Annotated in this window: 14 protein-coding genes; 2 read left to right on the forward strand and 12 right to left on the reverse strand. The window is 61.8% G+C overall.

What is annotated here, in order from left to right:
• Positions 1-14 precede the first annotated feature (14 nt).
• The gene (locus tag PW947_RS02435) at positions 15-716 is read right to left on the reverse strand and encodes a FadR/GntR family transcriptional regulator (protein ID WP_299629377.1); all 702 of its coding nucleotides are present in this window, start codon (positions 714-716) and stop codon (positions 15-17) included.
• A gap of 243 nt (positions 717-959) precedes the next feature.
• Between PW947_RS02435 and PW947_RS02440 the strand changes: the two genes are divergently transcribed.
• The gene (locus tag PW947_RS02440; RefSeq protein WP_299629378.1) at positions 960-1,361 is read left to right on the forward strand and encodes an SRPBCC family protein; all 402 of its coding nucleotides are present in this window, start codon (positions 960-962) and stop codon (positions 1,359-1,361) included.
• Positions 1,362-1,400: 39 nt separating this feature from the next.
• On the opposite strand, the gene PW947_RS02445 is transcribed toward PW947_RS02440, so the two are convergent.
• The 7 genes from PW947_RS02445 to PW947_RS02475 form a co-directional block, all read right to left on the reverse strand.
• Positions 1,401-2,288 carry a nucleotidyl transferase AbiEii/AbiGii toxin family protein gene (locus tag PW947_RS02445; protein WP_299629379.1) on the reverse strand — a complete coding sequence of 296 codons (888 nt, stop codon included), beginning with the start codon at positions 2,286-2,288 and terminating at the stop codon, positions 1,401-1,403.
• Entirely contained in the window at positions 2,257-3,324 is a 1,068-nt protein-coding gene (locus PW947_RS02450) for a type IV toxin-antitoxin system AbiEi family antitoxin (protein WP_299629380.1), read from the reverse strand. The genes PW947_RS02445 and PW947_RS02450 overlap by 32 nt, the downstream gene beginning before the upstream one ends.
• A 137-nt stretch (positions 3,325-3,461) precedes the next feature.
• A complete protein-coding gene (locus PW947_RS02455; RefSeq protein ID WP_299629381.1) occupies positions 3,462-4,709 on the reverse strand; it encodes an enolase C-terminal domain-like protein in 1,248 nt (415 codons plus the stop codon).
• An 82-nt stretch (positions 4,710-4,791) separates the two neighbouring features.
• Positions 4,792-6,084, reverse strand: coding sequence for an MFS transporter (locus PW947_RS02460; RefSeq protein ID WP_299629382.1), 1,293 nt, complete (start codon positions 6,082-6,084; stop codon positions 4,792-4,794).
• A gap of 113 nt (positions 6,085-6,197) precedes the next feature.
• Entirely contained in the window at positions 6,198-6,965 is a 768-nt protein-coding gene (locus tag PW947_RS02465; protein WP_299629383.1) for an SDR family oxidoreductase, read from the reverse strand.
• A gap of 9 nt (positions 6,966-6,974) precedes the next feature.
• Positions 6,975-7,694, reverse strand: a complete 720-nt coding sequence (locus PW947_RS02470) for a FadR/GntR family transcriptional regulator (RefSeq protein WP_299629384.1) — start codon at positions 7,692-7,694, stop codon at positions 6,975-6,977.
• Positions 7,695-7,835: 141 nt separating this feature from the next.
• On the reverse strand, positions 7,836-8,174 hold the full coding sequence (locus tag PW947_RS02475) for a hypothetical protein (RefSeq protein ID WP_299629385.1): 339 nt from the start codon (positions 8,172-8,174) through the stop codon (positions 7,836-7,838).
• A gap of 314 nt (positions 8,175-8,488) precedes the next feature.
• Here PW947_RS02475 and PW947_RS02480 point away from each other — a divergent pair, with 314 nt between their 5' ends.
• Complete coding sequence (locus tag PW947_RS02480) at positions 8,489-9,397, forward strand: LysR substrate-binding domain-containing protein (RefSeq protein WP_299629386.1); 909 nt, start codon at positions 8,489-8,491, stop codon at positions 9,395-9,397.
• Positions 9,398-9,480: 83 nt separating this feature from the next.
• Here the strand turns inward: PW947_RS02480 and PW947_RS02485 are convergent, their stop codons facing one another.
• The 4 genes from PW947_RS02485 to PW947_RS02500 form a co-directional block, all read right to left on the reverse strand.
• The gene (locus tag PW947_RS02485) at positions 9,481-10,929 is read right to left on the reverse strand and encodes an OprD family outer membrane porin (RefSeq protein WP_299629387.1); all 1,449 of its coding nucleotides are present in this window, start codon (positions 10,927-10,929) and stop codon (positions 9,481-9,483) included.
• A 178-nt stretch (positions 10,930-11,107) separates the two neighbouring features.
• On the reverse strand, positions 11,108-12,109 hold the full coding sequence (locus PW947_RS02490; protein WP_299629388.1) for an oligopeptide/dipeptide ABC transporter ATP-binding protein: 1,002 nt from the start codon (positions 12,107-12,109) through the stop codon (positions 11,108-11,110).
• Positions 12,102-13,154, reverse strand: coding sequence for an oligopeptide/dipeptide ABC transporter ATP-binding protein (locus PW947_RS02495; RefSeq protein ID WP_299629390.1), 1,053 nt, complete (start codon positions 13,152-13,154; stop codon positions 12,102-12,104). Before PW947_RS02495 ends, PW947_RS02490 begins: the two co-directional genes overlap by 8 nt.
• A gap of 4 nt (positions 13,155-13,158) precedes the next feature.
• A complete protein-coding gene (locus PW947_RS02500; protein ID WP_299629392.1) occupies positions 13,159-14,070 on the reverse strand; it encodes an ABC transporter permease subunit in 912 nt (303 codons plus the stop codon).
• Between the last annotated feature and the right edge of the window lie 8 nt (positions 14,071-14,078).

Below are 14,078 nucleotides of genomic sequence, written 5' to 3' on the forward strand. Positions count from 1 at the left end.
CGCCGCGCGTCAGGTCAGGCTGTTTCCTTGACCTTCGAGATGCCGCCGATTCGCGAGAAGATCGTGTTGAAGTGCTTTTCGTAGGCGCTGATCAGGCCTTTGAGGTCTTTCGCTTCGATCATCTTGACGATATCGGCGTGATCGCGCGCCGACGCTTCCTGCGCCTTGCGCGTGGGCGACGCGCTGCTCTGATCCATGCGATTGAACACGCGCCAGAACAGATCGGTCAGCGTGTTGAGAAACGCATTGCCGAGACAGCGATACATGGTTGCGTGAAACTGGCGGTCTTCGTCTTCGAATAGTTCGCCCGCTTTCGCTTTTTTCATCATCCGGCTTGCCAGTTCACGGAGTTCCTGAACCTCTGCCGGCTTGATCTGCTCGATGACGGACGGGACCGAACCCAGTTCGATGGCCGCGCGCACCTGCAACAGATCCTTGAGACTGCGGCCGTCGGAAACGAACGCGTACGGCAGGTTTTCGATAATCGAATCGAACGAAAACGCTTTGACGTAGATGCCCTCGCCATGACGCGATTCGACGATGCCCAGCGACTCCAGACTCTTCATCGCCTCGCGCAGCGAAGGCCGGCTGATACCCAGATCTTGCGCGAGAACGCCTTCAGGCGGTAATGCGTCGCCGAATTGCAGCTTGTGGTCTTCGATATATTTTTTTATTTCTATCTGGGCCTGCCGATAGGCCGGAACACGAGTCGTCATTTGAGTTTCACCATGTCATAAACATTCACGTCGTTGCGCTGAACGCTTCATCCCGACATTTTGAAATGCGCATTGCCGAAGAATCAAAAACGTCGGTCAGACATCAGATATCCGATTGTAGCATTGCGAACTGCGTGCTGCGCTGCCGGGCACGCCGGTTCGCACTCCGGCTTTTGCGCATCCACTGATGGATTCCGACGTAACATCGATCCGGACACCCGACGCATTCCCGGAGACACCACAATGCACACGGCCGAATCTAAAACCATCAGCATCTCGATCGATCGCAGCCCGCAACAGGTTTATGACTTTACCGTGCAACCCGCGTCGTTCGCGCGCTGGGCGTCGGGTCTCGGCACACCGCTCGGCAACGAAGGCGCCGTGTGGCGCTTCGAAGGCGAGAGCGGCCCGGTGTCGGTTCGTTTCACCGAACCCAATGCGTACGGCGTGCTCGATCACGCGGTGATCCTGCCCGACAGCACGGAGATTTACGTGCCGATGCGCGTCGTCGCAAACGGCGCGGGCACTGAGGTGCTGTTCACGCTGTTCCGCGTCGCGGGCATGAGTGACGAGAAATTCGCCGCCGACGCCGATTGGGTGCTGCGCGATCTGACTGCGCTGAAAACCCTGCTCGAAGCAGAGTAATCCAGACGGCGCGATCATCTCCACGATGACGGCGCAGCGCTAGGTTGGATCCAGAAAGCCATTCCGGAACGCTCGCAACACGTCCTCCGACCCATCGACGGCGTCGAACATCTGTCCCGCCGCGCGCGCTATAAGATCGCTTTCCAGCAACGCATAGCGTGCCCGGTCGCCGAGAATCGCTTCGATTGCGTCGAAGGTCGGCGGCAACACGACACGTCGCGCGTCCTGACCCAGCAGGCCAGCGGCCGCGAGCGTCAGATCGAATCCGTGTTGCCGGAGCAGTTCGCCACCGACCTCCCAGATCCGCTCAGCGTTACCGGCATCGAGATAATGCCGAAGCAGCAACAGCAGGTCCGACGCGTCCTTGTTGCTCTGCGCGCGCCGATCTTGCCACGCGAGCAATTTCAGCACTGCGAGCGCGGGCAGCGTCACCACCGGCACGACCAGACCCGCGTCGACTTCGACGTCGACGGCCGTATCGAAAGCCTCCTGAAAGCCCAGTACACGCATCACGGTTTCACCGGCCGGTGGCCATCCGATCGAACCTTCGGGCTGTTCGATCTGCCCGAAAGGAACCAGATCCAGCGGCACCGGGCGACCGGTTTCCGGGTCGCGGAACATCAGCCTTTGCTGCGCGTTGCGGTCTCGCGCGAACAGGCCCGTTCCCTCCAGCGCCGCGATAAACGCTTCGTGCGCGTCCCAGCTGACGGCGCACACGGCGACATCGACATCACGGGTTGCGCGGTCCGGACGCTGTCCGTAGACGTGCCACAGCAGGATGTCGCGCGCGGTCGCACCCGCGACGACACACGCCGCGCCAAGCTCGCGTGTGGTGTCGCACACGCGGCCTAGCAGCGCGAGCGTGGTGGGATGAAGCGGACGCGCGTCGCTGACTTCAAGCCGCGTGCGTGGCGAGATACTGTTCATTGATAACGTGAGCGGTCTCGATGTTGCGGCTGTCGCCGGAAGCGATCAGGTCGGCGTAAATCAGCAACGGATGAACCAGCGACGGCTTCGTTTCCGGCGGCCAGCCCTCCGCAAGTGCGTCGGGCCAGAATGCCTCGACGATCTCGACGTCGCCGTTCGGATCGGGGCGCAACCTCGCCTTCAGCAGGAAATCGTGCGTGGGCGCGGTATGACTGTAGATCGTCACGTTCGCGGAACGCAGATTGTGGGTCAGCTGTTCGGCGGCGGCCTCGCCGCCAAGGCGGGCATCGAACGCTGCGAAGTCGAAAGACTGCCACCAGTCGCGCGACGTGCTGGCGAATTGCTGCGACGCGAGTTTGGTGCGCAGCCGCGTCGGATAGAGCGCCGTCCATTCCTGTGCGAATTTAGGCCAGTCGGGAATCAGGCGCTCGCCGTTCCGGCGCGCCGCGACAAGCCCGCGATGAAGCAGGTCGTCGATGACCTGATTGACCGTGCTGAGCGCGACGCCGGAGGTTTCGGCGATGGTCCGGAACGGTTCCTTGACGAGGCCGGGCTGCGTTGCGAGCGCGAACATGACCTGCATGCCCTTGCGGGTGGTCGCGCGTGTGGCGGGCCTGGCGACGGCCGCCGCAGGCCTCGGCCGGCCGCCGATCAGGATGGTGGCCTCGGGTTCGTTGATATAGACGTTGCCGGCCGTGTCGATGAAAGGCGAATTCCGTTCGATCAACTGCCGGGCAAGATCCGGCGCGATAAACGGCGCGACCAGCAACAGCGGGCGCGCGCCAGCGTGGGTGGAACCGGCGCGCCGTGAGTCGAGCACCAGACCGGGCGCCCTCGCCCGCGCTTCGATATGCGCGGGCAATCTGAACTGCTTGCCCGCGACGTCGAACTGGATCGTCGCATCGACCATCGGCCCCGCAAATTCGTCCGTGGAGACGGCTTTCGCCCGGAACACGCGCGTGGCGTCGGCGAAGGCGGTGCATGCCTGCGCGAGAACCTGATGACCCGTCAATGAAAGCGCTGATCCGGATGGCACGGCGACGTCCTTCTGTACGATTTTTATAGAGTGTACTGAAAAAACGTACAGAGTCAATAAATCGTACAATCAGAACGTAAACCCTTGATATCTATTCAATATCAGACCGTTCTCAGCGTCGAACCGCAAACCGCCCGTTACGGTGTTTGCAGCGTGCCGTCGGCCAGCCGCGTTTGCGTCCACGTCGTCACCGTGTTTTCGCACGGATATTTCGCGGCCTCGACCTCGTCGATATCGACGCCCAGACCCGGCTTGTCGTTCGCATAGACGTGCCCGTTGCGGAACTCGGGCAAGCCGGGGAACACGTCCAGCAGCGCGGCGCGCGGCCCTTTCAGCGCCTGGATGACGAAGTTCGGCGGCTCGGTGCCGGACCATTCCTGAACGCCGAAGTTACGCGAGGCGAGATCGATGTGAATGTTGGCCGCGTGCGCGAGCGGCGACATATCGCCCGGTCCGTGCCACGCCGTTCTCACGCCGAACTGCTCGGCGAAAATCTGCAATTTGCGCCCGGCCGTAATGCCGCCGATCTGACTCAGATGCACCCGGACGAAATCGATCAACCGTTCGGTGATCAGGAATCGCCATTCGTACGGGTTGTTGAACAGCTCGCCCTGCGCGAGCGGCGTGGTCGTCTTCGCGCGCAACTGACGCAACCATTCGCCCTCTTCCAGCGCGATCGCATCTTCGAGGAAGAACAGCTCGAACGGTTCCAGCTCGCAGGCAAAACGTATCGCGTCGACGGGTTTGAGCCGTTCGTGGACGTCATGACACAGCTCGATATCGAAGCCCAGACGGCTGCGCAATCCGTCGAACAGCTTGAGGGTTTCGCGCATGTATTTGCGGCTGTCGAGATACACGCCGTCCGCGGAACCCTGCGGCGCATGCGCCGGCGCGCGACCGAAACCGCCGCCGCCATAGCCGCCGCTCTGACAGCGGATATGCGTGATGCCCTGCTCGCGATAACGCTGGATGTTGTCGCTCAGTTCGCTCAGATCGCGACCGTCCGCGTGACGATAGACCGGCACGCCTTCCCGGCACTTACCGCCGAACAACTGATAGAGCGGCATATTCGCCATCTTGCCCTTGATGTCCCAGAGCGCCATGTCCACACCGGAGATCGCGTTGTTCTCGATCGGGCCGTTGCGCCAGTACGCGTTCTGATGCATCAACTGCCACAGTTCCTCGATCGCCTCCGCGTCACGACCGATCAGCAACGGCCGCATGTATTCCTCGATCAGACACTGGACCGCCACGTGACGGTACGCAAAAGTCGCGCAACCCAAACCGAACAGCCCCGGTTGATTGGTCTCGATCTTCACGACGATCAGGTTGATGCCTTCCGGCGCGGTGAGGATGACTTTTACGTCCGTAATCAGGGTTGCCATTGTCTGTTTGCCTTTGAATCGGGAATTGCGGACCGGCCACGCCGCATCGTGCGATGCACGACGCGCGCAGCCGGTCGGGAGATCAGGTGCGGCTGACCGCGAGTGCGTCGTCGCGGCGGTTCAGTTCTTTCGAATGCGCGGGCACGGTGATCATCAGGATCACCGACAGCAGCAGTCCGCCCGCCATGAAGATGTACGACGCCGCCGGGCTGCCGGTCGCGCCGTTCAGATAGCCGACCACCCACGAACCGAGGAATGCGCCCAATGCGCCGCATGCGTTGATCAGACCGATCGCGCCGCCGAGCACGTTGCTGGGAATCAACTCGGGCACCAGCGCGAAGAACGGTCCGTACGGTGCGTACATCGTTGCGCCCGCAATCACCAGCAACGCGAACGACAGCCAGAAATGCGTGCCGCCGACCAGATACGACGCGACGAACGCGATGGTGCCGACGAGCAGCAGCGGCCACACGAACAGCTTGCGGTTATGGGTCTTGTCCGACAGCCACGAGCCGAGCAGCATCAGCACGATCGCAGCCAGATACGGCACGGCGGCCAGCCATCCGACCGACACGATATCGATCGTCGCCGCGGCCTTGAGAATGGACGGCAGCCACATGATGAAGCCGTACACGCCGATGCTCCACAGCGCGTGGATCGCACAAAACTTCAATACGATCGACGAGCGGAACGCGCTCTTGTAGTCGCGCACGGGCGCGATATGCGCCTGCTCGGATTTCAGACGCGCCTGCAATTCGTTTTTCTCGTCGTCGCTGAGCCAGCTTGCGTCGGCCGGGCGATCCTTGACCGTGAACCACCACACCACGGCCCAAATCAACGCGGGCGCGCCTTCGATCACGAACATATGGCGCCAGCCGAAACCATGCACCAGATAGCCGGACACCACCGACATCCACAGCACCGTCACCGGATTGCCGAGAATCAGGAACGTGTTTGCACGCGAGCGTTCGGTACGCGTGAACCACCGGCTGATGTACATCAGCATCGACGGCATCACGGCGGCCTCGACCACACCCAGCACGAAGCGCAGTACCATCAGCATCGGAATATTGCTGACCATGCCAGTCGCTGCCGCGCACAGTCCCCACAGGATCAGACTGAAAAAGATCAGTTTCTTGACGCTGTTTTTCTGCGCGTAAATTGCCCCCGGCACCTGAAACAGGCAATAGCCGAGAAAGAACAGCGAACCGATCAGCGACGACGTGCCGTGCGTGATGCCCAGATCGCGATCGATACCCGCTGCCGCTGCAAAACCGTAGTTCGCACGATCCAGATACGCGAGGCTGTAAGTGATGAAGATGATCGGCATCAGATACCACCATCTCTGTACTGCGAACGATTTTGCGCTTTCCATGACGTCTCCTGAGGATGCTACGGGTATCACACGCTAGATGCGATTTCGTCGAGGCCGCTTTGTGGTTGTTGGATCGGCCTCGTCTTGCTGCTGATGCTGATGCTGCTAAACGTCTAAAGCACGGCGAGCCAGCCGCCGTCGACATAGATGATCTGACCGTTCACATAGCTCGATGCCGCCGACGACAGAAACACCGCCGTGCCCACCAGCTCTTCCGGCTTGCCCCATCGCTGCGATGGATTGCTGCTCTTGACCCACGCGTCGAAGGTGGCGTTCTCGACCAGCGGCTTGTTCATATCGGTCAGGATGTAGCCGGGTCCGATTGCATTCGCCTGAATATTCGACGCGGCCCATTCGGCACTCATCGCGCGCGTCAGCATCTTGATGCCGCCCTTCGCCGCCGTGTACGGACCGACCGTTGCGCGTGCCGCTTCGCTTGTCAGCGAGCCGATATTGACGATCTTCCCGCCCGTGCCGCGCGCGATCATCCGTTTCGCCGCCTGCTTCGACACGATGAACGCGCTGGTCAGATTCGTATCGATCACGCGCTGCCAGTCGCTGAGTTCGAGTTCAACGAGCGGCTTGCGAAACTGGATACCGGCATTGTTGATCACGATATCGATCGCCACGCCCGCCTCGTCCCACTTCGCAAACGCGTCGGCGACGGCGTTTTCGTCGGTCACGTCGAACGCGCGCCCCGATGCGTCAAAGCCTTTCGCGTTGAGTGCTTCGACCGCTCCGGCCACGGTTTCGGCACGCGTGCCGTTCAGGATCACGCGCGCGCCCGCGCTCGCCAGCCCTTCTGCCAGCGCCAGGCCGATACCGCGCGCCGAACCGGTCACCAAAGCCGTGCGGCCGCTCAAATCGAATAGTTGCGTCATGCATGTCTCTCAGACTGGGGTTGGATTGATCGTGTCGTCCAGCCGCGCACGGTCTTCGAAATCCTGCTCGGCGCGCGCGATCAGCGTCAGCACGGCCGCTTCCGCGGCGACAGGATCGCCGCGCTCGATCGCGACGCACAGCGCTTCGTGCATCGGCAGCGAGCGCGCCGGACCGCCCGCGATTTCCGAGCTCAACTCGAAACTCGTGCGCAAGATCGCCGACAGCGCGTTCTGCATCTGCTGGACAAACTGGTTGTGACACGCAGCGAGAATGGCTGCGTGGAAGGCAAGGTCGGCGGGCACGTACTCGGCGTGCCCGGCCACTGCGCGTTCCATCGCCTTGAATGCACGACGCAAGGCGGTGCGGTCCTCCGGCGTCGCACGCTTCGCCGCGAGCTTCGCCGCGGCCGGTTCGATGATCAGCCGCAGTTCCATCAAATCCTGGATCAGACCGGCATCGACCGTGCCGGATCGCGCGCGCCACGTAATCACGTCGGGATCGAAGAGTTGCCATTCGGAACGCGGCAGCACGATCGTGCCGTACCGTCGGCGGACTTGCAGCATGCCCTTCGCCGACAGCGATTTCATCGTCTCGCGGATCGTGATCCGGCTTACCTGCAACTGCTCGGCGAGCACGGGTTCGGCAGGCAGGATGTCGCCGGGCGCGAACTGACCTGAGCAGATCTGTTCGCCCATCTGATCGAGAACACGTCGGTGGAGGGTCGCCATAAATCACTCTCTAGATCATACGTATGATGTAGAGAGTAGTTATTGGCAGCAAAACAGGCAATCAGGGTTGACCCTTGCGTGCGGGTGAACCCCCACGCAACGGGGCCTGCATCCGGACAGCCGTCGGTTCCGGCTCGTCCGCTAGTCCGCCGAAAACACGACGGCCGCCGTATCGCCGACCTGCGTGAACGAGCGCACGAACCGGTAGACCTGTCCGTCGAGCGGCATCCGGTTGATGCCTGAACGGGTCAGCGCCAGCATGTCGTTGGCCATCGGTATCGCGATCGATCCGACCTGCTTCAACTCTTCGCGCAGCCCCGAAGGATCACCGAGATACACGGTGCAGAGGTCAGGCGTGTGTCGCATCATCACGATGCTTGCGCCGCTGTCGAGCGAGCGTTCGAGAAACTCCGCCAGCTTCTTCAGCGAGTCCGGTATGGGTTCGAGATGGTCGTCTACTGTTTTGAATTCGTTCGTCACTTTGCGCTCCCTGGCCTCGCGGCCGCTTACCTGTTTCGTCACGGCTTCGCGTTACATCATGGTCCGTCGCCGCGATAACGATATATGCAAAATGAAGCGATGGGTATGCCTGCGACGCTTCGTTGCGATGTGCAATGCCGTAGCCCGTCTCTTATCCAACACTTACCGCGTTTTTCCCCACGCAAATAAGTACCGCATCGGACCGCGCAATACACCTTTCCGAATGTGCTTCTCAAACTTACCGGACGTCCATGTTCGATCACAACATCGCGTGGCTCGCGTAACCTCCGGCTTTTCAATCACGCTGGTAATGCATGCTCCGCTTCAGACAGATCGAAGCCTTCCGTTGTGTCATGACAACCGGCACCAGTGTCAGCGCAGCGCAGAAGATGCACGTGACGCAACCGGCGATCAGCCGACTCGTCGCGGACCTCGAAGCGTACGTTGGATTCCGACTTTTCAATCGCGTCAAAGGCAGACTCGAACCTACCGAGGCTGGCCGACGTTTCTACCTGTCTGTCGAAGAGAATTTTCTTGGGCTGGAACGGCTCAAGCAGGTCGCGGACTCGATTCGCAGCGAGGTCAGCGAAGGCTTGACGGTTGCGTGTTTGCCGGTGATCGCGTCGACCTTGCTGCCACCGGTGCTAAGCGCCTTTTACGCGGAAACCGACGACATCACCGTGCAGGTCGAATCGGTGAAAGTGCCTGACGTCCTTTCGAAACTGCAAAATCATACGGTCGATGTCGCGTTGAGCATTGCGTTCGCGGCAGCGCCCGGCATCGAGGTCGAACCGCTGATCAGCATGCCGGCGTTGTGCGCGATGCCCGCGGATCATCCGCTCGCGACTCGCAGCGTCGTGCATCCGCAAGATCTCGAAAACGAACGGATGATCGGCTGGATGCCGAATTCGCACCATACGTACGAGCTCGAACTGGCGCTGTTCAAATCGAACACGTCGCGTCCGCGTTATACCGTCGTGACCGACACGGCCCACACCCGCTATGCGATGGTCGCGCACGGACTCGGGCTCTCGGTGGTCGAGCCGTTCGCATCGAAAGTCTGGCGCGCGCACAACATCGTTGTGCGGCCTTTCGAGTCGCCCGTGCGCTACGATTATGTGATCGCCTATCCCCGCACGAGTCTTCGCTCCGATGTCGTCGCGAGCTTCCGCAAGTCGGCGCTGAAGGTGATTGCCGAATACGACTTCGGCATCGAAACTTAGCCCGCCAAACGCAAATCGAGCGGTGCACACGAGGTCATTCCAGCGCGCTGGAATGACCTCTTTTCGTTCAGATGTTCAGACGCTCAGAAGAACTTGAACGGCATATTGACCGTCAGGCGATATTCCTGGCTGGTCGTGTCCGAGTAGTACGTCGAGCCGACGTGCCATGCCGCGAACAGCGAAACCTTGGTGCCCTTGAACCTACCGCTTTGCACCTTGTACGACGGCATAAAGCCGATCTCGTGATGGCGGCCCTGAATGTAGCTGCCGTTCTTCCAGTACAGGTCGTGATAGGTCGCGCTCGACGATGCATTCTCCGACGCACCCGCCGACGCGTTCGCGCCCCATCCCGTCACTGCCCACAGCATCGCCTTGAAACCCGGCAAGCCCGCCTGATCGCCGTAGAAGGTGTAGCGCAATTGCAGCGACTGTTCGTGCGGCGCGTTGTAGTCGACGTCCATCGAGTTCGCGAGATACACGCCATTGGTCTGGTTCACGTAGTCGAAGAACTGGTTGCCCAGGATCTTCTGATACGCGACCAGCACTTCGCTAAAGCCGTGCTGCGCCGAAAGCGACAGACTGTATGCGTTACTGTCGATCGGGCCTTGACGGTTCTCGCCGTCGCCGCGCGTCGCGTACAGATTCGCGAGACCGGTCCATTTGATCGTGTTCACACTGCCGATGCTATCGGTCACCGAACCGTAGTATTGCTTCCACACGTCTTGCGCCTGATCCGCATACAGCGAAGCCGTGCCGTTCTCGCTGAAATTCCAGTTGCCGCCGAACCACGTCAAGCGGTCGAATTGCGTTCCGCCGTAACTGGTGCTCAATTTCTGCAGATAGTCGGTGCCGCGCGCGCGAACCGCGTCGAAGCTACCGGCATCCAGCGACAGCGAACTCCATTCGTTGCTGGTCATCGTAATGCCGCGGAAAGTCGGCGGCAGCGCGCGGTTGTCGTGCGGTTCGACGAACGGATTCGTGACTATCTGCTCACCGTAACGCACCACGGTTTCGGAGATCCGCGCCTTCACGTCGAAGATTCCCGGATACGCCCACGCCAGCTGGTTGGCGCCGTTGCCGGTCTTCGACACGTGCACCATGTTGCCCGCGCCGGTTCCGCCGTCGAGCTTGAGCGCGGCATACAGCGACGCATCGATACCGAAGCCGATCAGCCCTTTGGTGAAACCGGATTCATAGTTCAGCATCGCCGACTGCACCCATGCATGACGACGCGCGGAACCCGTCACGTCCGCATAGTCCGAGTAATTGCGAAACAGCACGCTCAAATGACTATCCGCGATAAAGCCCTGGCTTTTCGCCTGGCTCGATACCTGGACGATTTGCGATGCGGTTTGAGCATCTTCCGCATTGACGACCGCATTCTTCGTTTCCGCTGCAGGCGACACGCCACCGGCAGCGACGGACGGCGTCGCGACTGGCGCGCCGGACTGCGGCCCGTTGTCGTCCGCGAACGCGGGTTGCATGGCTGCAAGCACACATGAAACAGCTACGGCGATACTGGTTTTGTTCATCGCTGGATCCCGAGATCGTTTTTTTGGTGAAACCGGCTATGACTGCGGATCGCGTCCCTGCCGGAACGAGGCGCGAACGGTCCCCTCGCCTTGCGGACCAGGCAGGGCGAAAAGTGCAACGAGAAAATTCGGAGAAACCGGCCCGGGTATCAGGAAACCGGTTCACGCACGAGCGGCGTCATAGATGAATGCACGCAGCCGAGCCGCTGTCGCGGCGGGGCCGCAGCGCCGGGCGCGCGTCGGCGCAACGGGCTTCGGCCTGCGGACAGCGGGTGCGAAACACGCAGCCGCTGGGCGGAGAAATCGGACTGGGAATATCGCCGCTGAGTATCTGCACGACCTTCGCGCGCTCGACCGCCGGATCGGGCACCGGCACCGCCGACAGCAACGCGCGCGTATACGGATGGCTCGGCGCGTCATACAGATCGCGCTTGTTTGCCAGCTCCATCACGCGGCCCAGATACATCACGAGCACGCGATCCGAGATATGGCGGACCACGGCGAGATCGTGTGCAATGAAAATCACGGCAAGACCGAGTTCGGCTTGCAAGGTCTTGAGCAGATTGACGATCTGCGCCTGCACCGACACGTCGAGCGCGGACACCGGCTCGTCGCAGACGATCAGCTTCGGTTCGACGATCAGCGCACGCGCAATGCCGATCCGCTGACACTGACCACCCGAGAACTCGTGCGCGTAGCGGTTGATCATGTCGTCGCGCAGGCTCACTTTCGCCATGATCGCGCGGGTGCGGCGCAGCGTTTCGTCGCGCGACAGACCCGGCATATGCACCTTCAACGGCTCCGCGATCAGCTGACCGACCGTCATGCGCGGATCGAGCGACGCGAGCGGATCCTGAAAAATCATCTGCGCGTCGGCGCGCAGGCTTTGCCATTGCTGCCGGTTCGCGTGTCGTCCGACCGGCATCTCGCGGCCCATCCAGTGAACCGTGCCCGATTGCACGGCCACCAGGTTGAGGACCGCGCGCGCCAGCGTGGACTTGCCGCAACCCGACTCACCGACGATCGACAGCGTCTCACCGGGATGCACGTCGAAGCTCACGTTATCGACGGCCGTCAGCGTGCGGGCGCGCGACCACGGCAGGCGTTTCTTGTCGGCGACCTTGAACTGGACGCATAGATCGCGCACCGACAGCAGCGGCGTATCGCGGACATCAGACATGGTGCGTCTCCTGCGGGGCGGTAACGGTATCGACAGAACGATGGCAAGCGCGCAGCCACGGACGGTCCGGCGCGGTTGCCGTCATTGCGATCGCGTTCGCGTGCGTATCCGCACCGGCGTCGACGCCGACCGGCTGCAACGCGGGCGCATGCGTCGCGCACGCTTCGTCGGCAAAGCCGCAGCGTTCGTGGAACGGACAGCCTTGCGGCGCACGCGCCATATTCGGTGGATTGCCGGGAATCGGACGCAATGCGTCTTCGTCGCGATCCAGACGCGGCAATGCGTTCAACAAGCCGATCGTGTACGGATGCGTGGCCTGCGTGAACAGTCCGCTGGCGTCGCATTGCTCCATCGGACGGCCGCCGTACATCACCAGCACGCGCTCGCACAATCCCGCCACCACGCCGAGGTCGTGCGTGATCAGGATGATCGACGTGCCGAAATCCTGTTGCAGATTGCGCAGCAATTGCAGGATCTGCGCCTGCACGGTGACGTCGAGCGCCGTGGTCGGCTCGTCGGCGATCAGCAGTTTCGGCTCGCACAGCAGCGCCATCGCGATCATCACGCGCTGGCGCATGCCGCCGGAAAACTCGTGCGGATAGCGGTCGATCCGTTGCGCGGCTTCGGGAATCCGCACCGCTTCCAGCATCTCGATCGCACGCTTTCGCGCAGCGCGGCGCGTCATGTTCTTGTGCAGTTCGAGCACTTCCGTCATCTGCCGCTCGATGCTCAGATACGGATTGAGCGACGTCATCGGATCCTGAAAGATCATCGACACCGCGTTGCCGCGAATCCGGTTCAGCTTGCGCTCCGGCATGCCGATCAGGTTTTCGCCGCGATACAGCGCTTCGCCGCGCGCGTGGCCGTTGGTGCCGAGCAAACCCATCAGCGCGAGCATGCTCTGACTTTTGCCCGACCCAGATTCGCCGACGATGCCGAGCGTGCTGCCTTCGTCTAGATCGAAATCGACGCCGTTGACCGCGCGCACGATGCCGTCATTGGTACGGAACGACACTTCGAGTTGTTTGACCTGGAGGAGACTCATGGTGTCACCGGTCCTTCGGATCGAACGCGTCGCGCAGACCGTCGCCGATAAAATTGATGCAGTAAAGCGCGATGGACAGCAAAGCGGCCGGGAACAGCATCAGCCACGGCGATGCTTCCATCACGCCGGTGCCGTCCTGGATCAGCACGCCCCAGCTCGTCATCGGTTCCTGCACGCCGAGCCCGAGAAACGACAGCACGGATTCCGTGAGAATCACGTTCGGCACGGTCACGGTCGTGTAGATCACGACGATGCCGAGCAGATTCGGCACGACGTGACGCGCAATGATCGCGGGCGTCGAGACGCCGATGCTGCGCGCTGCCTCGATGTACTCCTTCGAGCGGATCGCCAGCGTCTGTCCGCGCACCACGCGCGCCATGTCCATCCACGAAAACGCGGTGATCGTCAGCACCACGAGGCCGAAATCGCGGCCGAGCAACGTGACCATCAGGATCGCGATCAGCAGATACGGCACCGCGTACATCATGTCGACGATGCGCATCATCGCGTTATCGACACGGCCGCCGACGAAGCCGGCCACCGCGCCCCAGAACACGCCGAGCAGCACCGACGTCAGCGTTGCGACCGCGCCGATACCGAGCGACACACGCCCGCCGATCAGCGTGCGCACCAGCAGGTCGCGGCCGAGTTCGTCGGTGCCGAACAGATGCATGCCCGCGAGCGTGGGCGGCGTGCTGGTCGCGGACCAGTCGGTGGCGTCGAACGCATTCGGCAGCAACCACGGCCCGACCACGCACGCAATCACGATCAACACGAGCAGAACGGTCGATACGATCGCCGCGCGGTTGCGCAGGAAACGCCGTCCGGCGTCCTGCCAGGGGCTGCGCGCGGCCACGGACGCGGCGCTCAGGGCGGCCGCGAGCGGCGCGATGGAATCGCGCTGGGTTCTCAACATGGAGGCCT

The organism is Paraburkholderia sp. (assembly GCF_028283785.1).
Taxonomy (GTDB): Bacteria; Pseudomonadota; Gammaproteobacteria; order Burkholderiales; family Burkholderiaceae; genus Paraburkholderia.

Excerpts from the sequence above, each read along its gene's own strand:
- PW947_RS02435 (WP_299629377.1), bottom strand. The coding sequence starts at position 716 with ATGACGACTCGTGTTCCGGCCTATCGGCAGGCCCAGATAGAAATAAAA.
- PW947_RS02440 (WP_299629378.1), top strand. The coding sequence starts at position 960 with ATGCACACGGCCGAATCTAAAACCATCAGCATCTCGATCGATCGCAGC.
- PW947_RS02445 (WP_299629379.1), bottom strand. The coding sequence starts at position 2,288 with ATGAACAGTATCTCGCCACGCACGCGGCTTGAAGTCAGCGACGCGCGT.
- PW947_RS02455 (WP_299629381.1), bottom strand. The coding sequence starts at position 4,709 with ATGGCAACCCTGATTACGGACGTAAAAGTCATCCTCACCGCGCCGGAA.
- PW947_RS02460 (WP_299629382.1), bottom strand. The coding sequence starts at position 6,084 with ATGGAAAGCGCAAAATCGTTCGCAGTACAGAGATGGTGGTATCTGATG.
- PW947_RS02465 (WP_299629383.1), bottom strand. The coding sequence starts at position 6,965 with ATGACGCAACTATTCGATTTGAGCGGCCGCACGGCTTTGGTGACCGGT.
- PW947_RS02470 (WP_299629384.1), bottom strand. The coding sequence starts at position 7,694 with ATGGCGACCCTCCACCGACGTGTTCTCGATCAGATGGGCGAACAGATC.
- PW947_RS02480 (WP_299629386.1), top strand. The coding sequence starts at position 8,489 with ATGCTCCGCTTCAGACAGATCGAAGCCTTCCGTTGTGTCATGACAACC.
- PW947_RS02485 (WP_299629387.1), bottom strand. The coding sequence starts at position 10,929 with ATGAACAAAACCAGTATCGCCGTAGCTGTTTCATGTGTGCTTGCAGCC.
- PW947_RS02490 (WP_299629388.1), bottom strand. The coding sequence starts at position 12,109 with ATGTCTGATGTCCGCGATACGCCGCTGCTGTCGGTGCGCGATCTATGC.
- PW947_RS02495 (WP_299629390.1), bottom strand. The coding sequence starts at position 13,154 with ATGAGTCTCCTCCAGGTCAAACAACTCGAAGTGTCGTTCCGTACCAAT.
- PW947_RS02500 (WP_299629392.1), bottom strand. The coding sequence starts at position 14,070 with ATGTTGAGAACCCAGCGCGATTCCATCGCGCCGCTCGCGGCCGCCCTG.